The 11,757-nt window shown below is 61.7% G+C and carries 12 protein-coding genes and 2 pseudogenes; 12 read left to right on the forward strand and 2 right to left on the reverse strand.

Annotated features, from left to right (window positions below; genetic code table 11):
- Window positions 1-617 precede the first annotated feature (617 nt).
- From F6X39_RS19545 to F6X39_RS19570, 6 genes are all read left to right on the forward strand, one after another.
- Window positions 618-1,871, forward strand: a complete 1,254-nt coding sequence (locus F6X39_RS19545) for a glycosyltransferase WbuB (RefSeq protein WP_187617773.1) — start codon at window positions 618-620, stop codon at window positions 1,869-1,871.
- Window positions 1,872-1,964: 93 nt separating this feature from the next.
- Window positions 1,965-2,180 (forward strand): hypothetical protein, encoded by a 216-nt coding sequence (locus F6X39_RS19550; protein WP_187617774.1) that lies wholly within the window; start codon window positions 1,965-1,967, stop codon window positions 2,178-2,180.
- 424 nt (window positions 2,181-2,604) lie between these two features.
- A complete protein-coding gene (locus F6X39_RS19555) occupies window positions 2,605-2,817 on the forward strand; it encodes a hypothetical protein (protein WP_187617775.1) in 213 nt (70 codons plus the stop codon).
- A 120-nt stretch (window positions 2,818-2,937) separates the two neighbouring features.
- Window positions 2,938-3,843 carry a GlxA family transcriptional regulator gene (locus tag F6X39_RS19560; RefSeq protein ID WP_316251702.1) on the forward strand — a complete coding sequence of 302 codons (906 nt, stop codon included), beginning with the start codon at window positions 2,938-2,940 and terminating at the stop codon, window positions 3,841-3,843.
- Between the two features lie 224 nt (window positions 3,844-4,067).
- Window positions 4,068-4,370: an ArsR/SmtB family transcription factor gene (locus F6X39_RS19565; RefSeq protein ID WP_090806305.1), complete on the forward strand. Its 303-nt coding sequence runs from the start codon at window positions 4,068-4,070 to the stop codon at window positions 4,368-4,370.
- An 83-nt stretch (window positions 4,371-4,453) separates the two neighbouring features.
- Complete coding sequence (locus F6X39_RS19570; RefSeq protein WP_187617777.1) at window positions 4,454-5,512, forward strand: alkene reductase; 1,059 nt, start codon at window positions 4,454-4,456, stop codon at window positions 5,510-5,512.
- Between the two features lie 91 nt (window positions 5,513-5,603).
- Here the strand turns inward: F6X39_RS19570 and F6X39_RS19575 are convergent, their stop codons facing one another.
- Window positions 5,604-6,131, reverse strand: coding sequence for a GNAT family N-acetyltransferase (locus F6X39_RS19575; protein WP_187617778.1), 528 nt, complete (start codon window positions 6,129-6,131; stop codon window positions 5,604-5,606).
- Window positions 6,132-6,281: 150 nt separating this feature from the next.
- Here F6X39_RS19575 and F6X39_RS19580 point away from each other — a divergent pair, with 150 nt between their 5' ends.
- From F6X39_RS19580 to F6X39_RS19595, 4 genes are all read left to right on the forward strand, one after another.
- Window positions 6,282-6,929 carry a VTT domain-containing protein gene (locus F6X39_RS19580; RefSeq protein WP_187617779.1) on the forward strand — a complete coding sequence of 216 codons (648 nt, stop codon included), beginning with the start codon at window positions 6,282-6,284 and terminating at the stop codon, window positions 6,927-6,929.
- A 120-nt stretch (window positions 6,930-7,049) separates the two neighbouring features.
- Window positions 7,050-7,502 (forward strand): MarR family winged helix-turn-helix transcriptional regulator, encoded by a 453-nt coding sequence (locus F6X39_RS19585; protein ID WP_187617780.1) that lies wholly within the window; start codon window positions 7,050-7,052, stop codon window positions 7,500-7,502.
- Window positions 7,503-7,547: 45 nt separating this feature from the next.
- Window positions 7,548-8,114 (forward strand): isochorismatase family protein, encoded by a 567-nt coding sequence (locus F6X39_RS19590; RefSeq protein WP_187617781.1) that lies wholly within the window; start codon window positions 7,548-7,550, stop codon window positions 8,112-8,114.
- Window positions 8,115-8,177: 63 nt separating this feature from the next.
- Entirely contained in the window at window positions 8,178-9,527 is a 1,350-nt protein-coding gene (locus F6X39_RS19595; protein WP_187617782.1) for an MFS transporter, read from the forward strand.
- A 40-nt stretch (window positions 9,528-9,567) separates the two neighbouring features.
- Here the strand turns inward: F6X39_RS19595 and F6X39_RS36890 are convergent.
- Window positions 9,568-9,832, reverse strand: a pseudogene (locus tag F6X39_RS36890) (LysR family transcriptional regulator); the annotation flags it as partial.
- Between the two features lie 230 nt (window positions 9,833-10,062).
- On the opposite strand from F6X39_RS36890, the gene F6X39_RS19600 reads away from it, so the two are divergent.
- Together F6X39_RS19600 and F6X39_RS19605 are read left to right on the forward strand one after the other, a co-directional pair.
- The gene (locus tag F6X39_RS19600) at window positions 10,063-11,466 is read left to right on the forward strand and encodes an MFS transporter (protein ID WP_187617783.1); all 1,404 of its coding nucleotides are present in this window, start codon (window positions 10,063-10,065) and stop codon (window positions 11,464-11,466) included.
- Window positions 11,467-11,615: 149 nt separating this feature from the next.
- Window positions 11,616-11,732: pseudogene (locus F6X39_RS19605) on the forward strand (type II 3-dehydroquinate dehydratase); the annotation flags it as partial.
- Between the last annotated feature and the right edge of the window lie 25 nt (window positions 11,733-11,757).

The raw sequence follows: 11,757 nt of genomic DNA on the forward strand, positions 1-11,757 counted from the left end.
CGTCAAGCCCGCGCCTTGAATTGAATGACGAGAATGTTCTACCGACGATCAGCGTTACCGCGGCGATAAGACGTCAGTTCCTTAGTAAGGTCTGTGCGTAGTCCGCCAGAATAACCGTGTCAGTATCCATGGCATGGTTGTACGAGCTCTCCGTCAAGGCCGCTGTATATCGAGCACTGGATGGGTTAGCACAGCGTGTTCACGCGATCGCATGTGGCGAACTTGAATCTCGTCGACGTGAAAGGAATATAAGCGCCGCGCCCCTGATGCCCCCCGGTCAAGACGGAAATTGGCAAGAAGTTGTCGGCTTTCGCCCACCGCGAGTGGGAAGAGACCGGCACCAGGCCTCCTGCGCCCACACGACTTGCGATCATATGTCCTGGCTGGCGAAGCCCATCTAGGCGAGGCACGACAAGCATTTGTCCGACCGGGCAATTGGATATCTGCGATCTTCGAATCAGGAAGGCGAACGCGCAGCTTTGACACAACGCGAATACGAATGCGACTGCGAGCAAGCCACGGAACGATAGCCTCCATCAGAGTCCGAACGCATGGGTCGTACATTCCCGTGCCCAACGCAGACTTGATCCTCTTTTTCCCAAGATGTGGATTACTCAATGAAAGTGCTGATAATCTCGCTCAACTATGCCCCAGAGGTGACAGGGGTGGGAAAGTACTCCGCGGAGCTTGCGGAGTGGCTCGCATTACAGGGGCACACGATACGCGTGATAACCGCGTCTCCATACTATCCTGAGTGGCGCATCAAGGCTGGCTATAACGCGTTGACGTACTCGACTGAGCAAATCAACAACGTTTCCGTCATACGTGTTCCCTTCTGGTGCCCCAAGCGCCCGTCGGGTCTGAAGCGCGTGCTACATCTGATGAGCTTCGCGGTCTTCGCGAGTCCGGCCGCTCTGTGGCAGATCGCGTGGCGTCCGCACGCCGTGTGGCTCGTAGAGCCACCTTTGTTCGCGTCTCCCGTCGCGTTGTTCGCCGCCCGCGTCGCCAGCGCCTCATGTTGGCTTCATGTACAGGACTACGAAGTCGACGCAGCGTTTCGACTGGGCATACTGAAAGGCCATGTCGCAAGAAAGCTGGCTTTGCGCGTGGAAAGATGGTTGATGTCACGCGCCGACGTCGTCTCGACACCCTCCGCAGCGATGACACGGCTCGCCGTGCAGAAGGGGGTCTCCTCGGAAAAAGCTTTCACCTTTCCCAACTGGGTCGATACTCAACACGCGCATCCAAACAGCTCGGACAACCCCTATCGCGCGCAGCTCACCATCGGCCACGGAGCGCTGGTCGTCCTCTACTCAGGCAATCTCGGACTTAAGCAAGGTCTGGAAATCATTGTCGACGCTGCAAAGCTTCTCACGTGGCGCGCGGACATCATGTTCCTGATCTGTGGCGCTGGACCAGCAAAAGATGTCCTGCTCGAAAAGGCCCGTGACGTACCGAACGTCAAGTTTCTCGGGCTGCAACCTAAAGAGCGGTTCAATGAATTGCTATCGCTTGCGGACATACACGTCCTTCCGCAGCTTGCGGGCGCCGCGGATCTCGTCATGCCTTCGAAGCTTGGCCCAATGCTGTCGAGCAGCCGACCGGTAATTGCGACTGCGAATGAAGGTACCGAGTTATGGAGCGTCATCAACTCGGTCGGCGTCGCAGTCGAGCCCGGCTCTTTCACGGCATTGTCACACGCCATCCTTCGTCTCGCCGACGACCCGTCGCTTCGTGAGCGCCTTGGCACCCTCGGACGGCAATACGCCGCATCCAATTTCTCGAAAGAAACGATTCTTCTCCAGTTTGAGGCACGGCTTCGCAGCTCAGTTCTCGGCAAACGAGACCTCGGAGACCGCGCGACGACGTAGGCCCACTTAACAGTCTTCGGATCCGGTGCTAGCGCAAATGAGCGAGATCCAGCTTGCTTCGTAAGCCTCACAAGGTATCGTAAGGAGGCAGGGATGAATTCAGAAGGGCTTAGTGCTGACCTTCCCGTAGACTGGACGGATGAGGAGTCGGAGTTCTTTATGCGTGCAGTGGAGGCGATCGCACTGGCCTACAAAGAACAGACCATCACGCTTGAAGAGGCCGGAGACCGGATTTGTATGGTTGCGGTCACGAGACTCGGTGAAGCCATGGGCATGAATGATTCAATCAGATGTATTAGCCGGGACTAGATCTGGAGCGGCTTCGCCTTGCAGCGCTTTTCGTCCACCCAGACGTCAATACCAAGACTTTTGCAGACCTTCCCTACTAATTCACCAAGGTAGGCGGCCAGTTGAACGCGCCGTAGTTTCATTAAGTCAAAACTTAGCCCTGTCCGGCCGATAAACGTTGAAAGTAATTGGTGGGATTTTTTTTCACGCGGTAAGTTATGGCGTGTAACGATATTTACGTGGCATACCTCCTCATTATCTCGCCAGTTTATCTTCAAAGTCTAATATATGAAGAATACACTTGAACCAGGAATACCGATATATGGGAATCCCGATATCGTTATACGAAACGGGAAGTCGATGCTTGTTATTACTATTTTATTTCTGATTACCGGGGTTGCTGCCCATATTGCAGTGACGCCTCCGCTATTTTGAAGCGGACACCTTGCATCTCGACATTGAGGCAAGGCCGCTGCATTTTCCGCTGACAGTCGTTTTTATCGCGCGCCGCAACCTGGATGCCGGGCTTGCACCACCGCCCTTCGGCAACGTATTTTTCTCGCCTGAAACCTTGTCGATTAAACCGGCGAGAATAAATCTGAAAACGAGAGAATCAAAGTCCGACGACACATGGAAATCCTGTCGTCTTTCCGTGTGACCAATAGAAACCTGCCGAACTGGAGGCCGCATGACGCCAACCTTATCTGACGCGCTAGCACCGCTTGATTGTCCGAGACAGGACATTCGGTCTGTTCAGTGTTCGACAATCGTGAAGCACGTGGCGATTATTTTGTATGACGGATTTTCGTTGCTGGACGCCGGTACGCTCGCCGAAGCTCTGCATGTCGCTAATGAATTACAATCTCAAAGTTCGAATCATTCCGTGACATATCGCGTGAACCTCATCTCGGCTGGCGGTGGAGGGGTTGCGTGCTCGTCATCGATGATGGTTTGGACAGAGCATTTTTCCACGCGCGATTTCGATCGTCTCGACAACCTCTTCATTCCCAGCGGAAGTGGTGTCGCGCACGCCTCCGTCGACGACAACCTCATTGATCTGTTGCGACTGGTTTGTGCAAGAGGCGTCAGTGTCACCGCGATCGGGAATGGGCACATGGTTTTGTCGGCTGCCGGCGTGGCGCGGTGCGATTGGCCTTCGATGAAGCATGATATCCGTCTCCGATCGTTATCCGCGAGCGCTGCGGAGCATGATCGCGATCAGGCCTTGGTGACCTCGCTCGCACTGCTCAAGACGGATCTGGGAGCGGAGTTGGCCGCGCGCGTGGCGGACCGTCTCGGTTCGGATGGCGGGCGTACATTGGCCCCCGCGTTCGAAGAGATGGATGCAAAGACGCTCGCCGAGAAAGCACGTGCGTCGGCGCGTTGGATCGTCCAGAACTGCGCGAAGCCCATATCGGTGGGCGATGCGGCGCGCACGTCTTCGATGAGTGAGCGCAATTTCCTGCGTCTGTTCAAACGGGAGCTCGGTGTTACGCCTTCAAAGTACCTTCTTGGTGCGCGGCTCGATCTTACGTGCAAGCTGCTCGCCAACAGCGATCTTCCGGTGGACAAGATCGCTCGTAGAACCGGTCTTAGCAACGGAGAGAGACTGTCGAAACTTTTCCGTAAAGAGCTCTCGATGTCGCCTACTGAGTTCCGGACGCAGAGTCGACGAAAGAGTTGACGTACGAACAGCAATCCAGATGCGCAAGTGTGGAGTCACGTCAAGCGCAGTTTAGAGCGTTGCTCCGAAAATGCGGACTTTTTGTATGTCGATACCTATCGCCCCACCCGCAGTAGTGTTTTCACCCATATCGTTAAATTCCGATATATGATTCGTTCTGTAGCGATGCATGTCGCGCACGCCATGCGGCGTGCCGGTTGCCGAATCACCTGAAAACCATCCACATGACGCCCGATTTCGACGCGATCCACAAAGCGCTGGCCAACCCGGTCCGCCGGGAGATTCTCGGCTGGCTGCGTGAGCCGCACGCGCATTTTGCCGATCAGGAGTTGCCGCTCGACCACGGCGTGTGCGCGGGCAAGATCGACTCGCGCTGTGGTCTGTCGCAGTCCACCGTGTCGGCGCACCTGGCCGCGTTGCAGCGCGCGGGGCTCGTCACGTCGAAACGGGTTGGTCAATGGGTGTTTTTCAAACGCAACGAGCCCGTCATTCAGGCGTTCCTCGAATACATGAACGCGAAGCTCTGAGCGCCGCATTCGCATCGCCGCGCTTCCTTTTTCACGCAGTTTTTTGAGGCTCGGGCCTTGCCCGCCGCCAAAGGTGAACTCTTATGCCGACTCTTTTCGATCCGCTGCAAATTGGCGATATCACGCTGCCGAACCGCATCATCATGGCGCCGCTCACGCGTCAGCGCGCCGAGGAAATCCGCGTGCCGAACGCGTTGATGGCGCGCTACTACGCCGAGCGCGCGAGCGCCGGTCTGATCCTCAGCGAAGCGACATCGGTCACGCCGCAAGGCGTCGGCTACGCCGAAACGCCGGGCATCTGGTCGCAGGAGCAGGTCGAAGGCTGGAAGCTCGTCACGCAGGCCGTGCACGACGCGGGCGGCAAGATCTTCTTGCAGCTCTGGCACGTCGGCCGTATTTCGGATCCGGTGTTCCTGAACGGCGAGCTGCCGGTCGCGCCGAGCGCGATCGCGGCGGGTGGTCACGTGAGCCTCGTGCGTCCCGAGCGTCCGTTCGTGACGCCGCGCGCGCTCGAGCTCGATGAAATCGCCGGTGTCGTCGAAGCGTTCCGCAAGGGCGCGGAAAACGCCAAGGCCGCGGGCTTCGATGGCGTCGAAGTGCACGGCGCGAACGGCTATCTGCTCGACCAGTTCCTGCAGGACAGCACCAACAAGCGTACCGATGCCTACGGCGGCCCGATCGAAAACCGCGCGCGTCTGCTGCTCGAAGTCACCGACGCGTGCATCAGCGTGTGGGGCGCAAACCGCGTCGGCGTGCATCTCGCGCCGCGCCGCGACGCGCACACGATGGGCGATTCCGATCCGGCCGCAACGTTCGGCTATGTCGCGCGCGAACTCGGCAAGCGCAAGATCGCGTTTATCGCGGCACGTGAAGCGCTCGGCGACGACCGCCTCGGCCCGCAGTTGAAGGAAGCGTTCGGCGGCCCGTATATCGCGAATGAGAAGTTCACCAGGGAAAGCGCGCAGCAGGTGCTTGACTCCGGTGAAGCGGATGCGGTGGCCTGGGGTCAGCTGTTCATCGCGAATCCGGATCTGGTGCGCCGCTTCGCTGAAGATGCGCCGCTGAACAAGCCGGTCCCGGCGACGTACTATGCGCGCGGCGAAGTCGGCTACACCGATTATCCGGCGCTCGAAACGGTGTAATCGGTAGCGACAGCGGGCTCATGTCCGCTGTATGAAATGACAAAGCGGCGGGCGTGACTGAATTCCAGTCACGCCCGCCGCTTTTGGTGCGCTAGACAAGCTCGCGCCGCATAAACACCCGTTTCGATTCATCGAGTCCGCGCGCGATATGCGCGTCGCGCCGCGCGAGCAACGCCGCGTCGAGCTCCGACGTGTCGAGATCGCGAAACCCGAGCCGCCGGTAATACGGCGCATTCCACGGCACGTCGCGATACGTCGACAGCACCAGCTGCGTCACTTGTCGCGCGCGCGCGATTCGCGCGACCTCTTCGATCAATGCCGCGCCGATGCGCCTGCCCGCGTGCGAGCTCAGCACATCGAGTTCCTGAACGTAGATGCGCGTCGGCTGCGGCTCGAACATCACGAAGCCCGCGCAGATCGTCTGCTGGTCCAGCGCGACGATGATCTCGCGCGCTTCGATCTTGCGCTCGACGACCTCGCGCGCCATGGGCGGCGCGTCGGCAATCCCGGTCATGCCGACGCTGACGAAACGCTGGCCCGCTTCGAATTCGATGGCACGAATCGTTTCGGCATCGTGCAAAGCGGCAAAACGGAAGGTGATGGCGGAATCGTGCGACATGGCGTTGCGTCCGATGAAGACCGCCCGAGTTTGACATCGGCACCGCAACATCGACAAGCGGCATATGGCATAAACTCGCGCAGGCGCCCTGCACGCACGCTCGCGGGACTACACTCATCACATCCGAACGCCACCCGAGGCCACGCCAAGATGAACCTGATGAACGTGCTGCAGATCGCGCTGCACCTCGACCAGCACCTGAGCGCGCTGATCGTGCAGTTCGGCACGGCAATCTACGCACTGCTGTTTGTCGTCGTGTTCGTCGAATACGGTTTTCTGCCGCTGTTCTTTCTGCCCGGCGATCCGCTGATCTTCATCTGCGGCGCGCTCGCGGCCACCGGCGCATTGAACGTGTGGGTCATCGCGCCCGTGCTGTTCGTCGCGACGGTGGCCGGCAGCAGCGTCGGGTACGCGATCGGCCATGCGGTCGGCGACAAGGTCTATACCCGCAACTACTACTGGCTCAATCGCGATGCGCTGCGCCGCGCCCACGTGTTCAGCGAGACGCGCGGCCGCCTGACCTTCCTGCTGTCACCGTACATCGCCGTGGTGCGCACGTTCGCACCGTTCGCCGCGGGCGTGTCGCGCATGACGTTCTCGCGCTTCGTCACGTTCGTCACCGCCGGCGCGGCGCTGTGGGTCGTCTCGCTGATCGCGGGCGGCTATCTGTTCGGCAACGTGCCGGTGGTGCGCGAGCATCTGAGTTCGCTGGTGTTGCTAGGCCTCGCGCTCGGCGGTGCGATGCTCGTCGGCGGAGCGGTATGGCGCTTTTTCAACCGGCGCGTGCGGGCGCGCTGAGGCCATCGCGGCGACGACCCGGCGTACGGCCTCCCGCCACCTCAAAACTTGACCCGAGCGAGATACGAAGGTAACCTTATCAGGAAACCTTCACATCATGACATCGCACGAGTTCACCGCATGACCCAATCCCCTCCCTCAGTTACGCCGGAAGACCTTCATACGCTCGCCGAAGATCTGCGCGTATTGGCGAGCAAGCTGCGCCGGCGTCTGCGCGAAGAATCGCATGTCGGCGACTTCACGCCGTCGCAGGTGCAGGTGCTGAACTTGCTGGAACGCGAAGGCCCGGCCACCGTCACCTCGCTCGCGCGTGCGCACGGCATGCGGCCGCAGTCGATGGGAGAAACGCTCGCGGTACTGAAAGCCGCGGGGCTCGTCAGCGGCACGCCCGATCCTAACGATGGACGGCAGACGGTTCTGTCGCTGACACCCTCCTTTCGCAAGAAGGTCAAGGCAAGCCGCGCGGCACGCGAAGACTGGCTGTACCGCACGATTCAAACGCGTTTCACGGCAGCCGAACAGCAACAACTCGCGACGGGCGTCGATCTGCTGAAACGCCTCGTCGATTTGTAACTCGCGATTCGCGCACACGCGTCTCGCCACTCGCAGGAGCACTTCATGGCACTCACGACTCTCGACGCCAAAACCGCACTGGTCGTCGTCGACCTGCAGCGCGGCATCGTCGCGCTGCCCACCGCCCCCCATCCGGCCAGCGAAATCGTCGAACGCTCGGTTACGCTGCTCGATGCGTTCCGCCGCCACGGCCTGCCCGTCGTGCTCGTGAACGTCACCGCCGGCGCACCGGGCCGCACCGACCAGGGTCGCCACTCCGCCGACTTCCCGCCCGGCTTCGCCGACCTTCTGCCCGAACTGAAGCAGCAGCCGTCGGACCATCTGGTCACGAAGCGCACGTGGGGCGCCTTCACGAACACGGACCTGGCCGCGTATCTGCAACAGCAAGGCGTCACGCAAGTGGTGCTCGTCGGTGTCGCGACCAGCATCGGCGTCGAATCGACCGCGCGCTTCGCGAGCGAGGCGGGCCTGAACGTCGCGCTCGTCGTCGACGCGATGACCGATCTGAACGCCGACGCGCACACCAACAGCATCACGCGCATCTTCCCGCGCCTCGGCGAAACCGGCACGACGCGGGAAGTGCTCGATCTGCTCGAACGTTCGCGTGCTTAAAGCCTGAATTGAAGCGGTCCGCTACCCGCATGCGGCCCACCCCGCGTTGAGGAAACCCCTGCCGTGAGCACCACGTTCCGTTCGCTGCGCATATTCAACTATCGTGTCTGGGCGAGCGGCGCGATCGTCTCGAACATCGGCACATGGATGCAGCGCACGGCGCAGGACTGGCTCGTGCTCACCGAGCTTACGCATCACAACGCGACGGCGGTGGGCATCGTGATGTCGCTGCAGTTCGGACCGCAGATGCTGTTGCTGCCGCTCACCGGCTACGCGGCCGATCACTTCGACCGCCGCAAGCTGCTGTTCGCGACCCAGGCGGCAATGGGTACGCTGGCGCTCGCGCTCGGTCTGCTCACGGTCACGGGGCTCGTGCAGCTATGGCAGGTCTACGTATTCGCGGGCCTGCTCGGCTGCGTGACCGCGTTCGATTCCCCCGCACGCCAAACCTTCGTATCCGACCTCGTCGGCGAACGCGATCTCGCGAATGCCGTCGCGCTGAACTCCACGTCGTTCAACGCCGCGCGCATGCTCGGGCCAGCGGTCGCGGGTCTGTTGATCGCGTCGGTGGGCAGTGGCTGGGTGTTTCTGATCAACGCGCTTTCGTTCGTCGCCGTGCTCGGTGCACTGCGCATGCTGCGGCTGGACCAGTTACATATCAAGCCGCGCAATGTGCGCTCGCGCGGCAGCTTCGTCGAAGGCTTCAAATATGTCTGGACACGCCCCGATCTGAAGGCAGCGCTCCTGATGCTGTTCCTGATCGGCACCTTCGGCCTGAACTTCCCGATCTTCATCTCGACGATGTCCGTCACCGCGTTCCGTGCGGGCGCGGGCGAGTACGGCGTGCTCAGCTCGACAATGGCGATTGGCTCGGTCACCGGCGCTCTGCTCGCCGCGCGCCGCGCGCGGCCCACCATGGGGTTGCTGCTCGGCGCCGGCGCGATGTTCGGCGTCGGCTGCACGGCGGCTGCGCTGATGCCGAACTACGTGCTGTTCGGCATCGTGCTGATCGCGATCGGCGTGTCGACGCAGACCTTCACCACCTCGACCAATAGCCTCGTGCAACTGACCACCGAACCGGCCATGCGCGGCCGCGTGATCGCGATCCTGCTCGCGATCGCGCTCGGCGGCACACCGCTCGGCGCGCCGGTGGTCGGCTGGGTCGCCGACCGTTTCGGGCCGCGCTGGGCGCTCGGCGTCGGCGCTGCATCGGGCTTCGGCGCCGCGCTCGTCGGACTGGTCTATCTGATGCGATACCGGCAACTGCGTTTCTATCGCGAAGGCTGGCGCCTGCGTTACAGCATCGAAGATCCGCGGCCCGTCACGGCCACCACGGTCATTCCCGACTCCGTAACGACGGTTCAGCGTAGCGAGCTGGACGAGGTGGAAGAGGATACGGCTTCGAGCGTGTAAAAGCGCAAGCGTGTGAGCACCGGATCCAGGCAGGCGCAGCTCAGCGTCCGCCCACGCCGCGCGTCGCCAGTTCACACGGTCCGTGCGTCAGCTGCTCCCTGAGAAACTCGATGCACACCTGAATCCGCGCCGACGACGACAAGCGCTCGGCCGTCACCGCCCATACTCCCGTATCCCGCCTTCGCCCACTGCACGACGATGTCGCTCAGATTCGACGCGACCGTGCCCGTCACCTTCGCGCTCCTTTCGCCATGCGGCCCGCTCAGGCGCCAGACCCCGAAGCGGTCGTCGCGGCCGCGAAACAGTGGGGCAAGGGGCAGTCGCTTGAAGCCGGTTTGAATGCAATGCCCGGCGCACTCAGGCCGTGGTTAACCCGGAGTGCGCCGCGCCAGCTCGTGACACGCGTCGATCCATCCCGTTGTGCCGCACCGCGGCAACGAGACCAGGAAAATCCTGGCTTGCGCGGCGCCCGTTTAAAGGCGCCAATGATTCAGCCGTAGAAGCTGACAAAAACATTTCCCATTCAGGAGGCGTCATGCAAACGAACGCATCGGCAAGCAGCGGGCATGGCTCGCAGGCGCGCAAGGCTACCGCCAGCGGCTGGATCGGCTCGGCACTCGAGTACTACGATTTCTTCATCTATGCGCAGGCCGCCGCCCTGATCTTTCCTCAGCTGTTCTTCCCTTCCGGTAATCCCAAGATCGCGATCGTCGCATCGCTCGCAACCTACGGCGTCGGCTACGTCGCGCGGCCGATCGGCGCGGTCGTGCTCGGGCACTGGGGCGATACACACGGGCGCAAGAACGTACTGCTCGTCTGCATGTTCCTGATGGGTCTGTCGACGATGGCGGTCGGTCTGCTGCCGACCTATCAGCACGTCGGCTTTCTCGCGCCGGTGCTGCTCGTCGTGCTGCGACTGATCCAGGGTTTCGCGGTCGCTGGTGAAATCTCGGGCGCCAGTTCGATGATCCTCGAACACGCGCCATTCGGGCGACGCGGCTTTTACGCGAGCTTCACGCTGCAAGGCGTGCAGGCCGGCCAGATTCTGGCCGCCGCGGTCTTCCTGCCGCTCGCCTATTTCATGAACGACGCCTCGTTCAATGCGTGGGGCTGGCGCATTCCGTTCCTGCTCAGCGCGGTCGTGCTGATCGCCGGGTACATCATCCGCCGCGAGGTCCACGAAACACCCGCGTTCGAGAAGGAGGACGCGAGCGGCGGCGTGCCGCGCTCGCCGATCGTCGAAGCGTTCAAGTACAACTGGGACGACATGCTGCGCGTCGTGCTGTGCTCGCTGATGAACGTGATCCCGGTCGTCGCGACGATCTTCGGCGCGGCGTACGCGGTGCAGCCGTCGTACGGCATCGGCTTTTCGAAGAGCCTGTATCTGTGGATTCCGGTGATCGGCAACATCGTCGCGGTGCTGGTGATTCCGTACGTGGGCAATCTGTCCGACCGGATCGGGCGGCGTCTGCCGATCATCGTCGGCTCGCTCGGCGCAGGGGTGCTGTCTTTCGCGTATCTGTACGCGATCAGCATCCACAACGTGCCGCTTGCGATGGTGATGTCGATCCTGATGTGGGGCGTCATCTATCAAGGCTACAACGCGATCTTCCCGAGCTTCTATCCGGAACTGTTCCCGACCCGTTCGCGCGTCTCCGCGATGGCGATCGGCCAGAACATCGGCACGACGATCACCGCGCTGCTGCCGGCGCTGTTCGCCTACGTCGCGCCGCCGGGATCGCACAACGTGCCGCTGACGATCGGCGCGATCACGTTCGCCATCACGATCGTCTGCGCGATCGCCGCATGGAGCGCGCGTGAGAACTTCCGTGTGCGGCTTGGCGACCTCGGCGCAAAGAACGTCGTGCCGCTCGACAAGCTCAGCTACGACGCAATGCGCGCGCAGAGCATGGCCGACGCGAAAAAGGCCGCTGCTTGAGCCCGCTTGCCCTTTAACGCGTCTTGATCAGGACTTTCAGGGAACCCGCTCATGAACCGCACCCGGATCGCCGTCGCCGGCGGGGGCACGTTCGGCTCGCTCGCGGTACCGACGATGCGCCTGAAGACCTACGCCAAAGCCGCGGACCGCGCGAAGCGTTCCGGCATCAGTCGGTGTTCGCGGAGATCGTCAAAGGACAGATTTGCGGTTTCGGCGTGGACAGCTATCTGCTCGGGCTGCGCGCGGCGGTATCGGCGGCGGGCTAGCGACGGGAACGCGCCGCGCGGCGCT

This window comes from Paraburkholderia sp. UCT2 (assembly GCF_014397665.1).
GTDB classification, from domain to species: Bacteria; Pseudomonadota; Gammaproteobacteria; order Burkholderiales; family Burkholderiaceae; genus Paraburkholderia; species Paraburkholderia tuberum.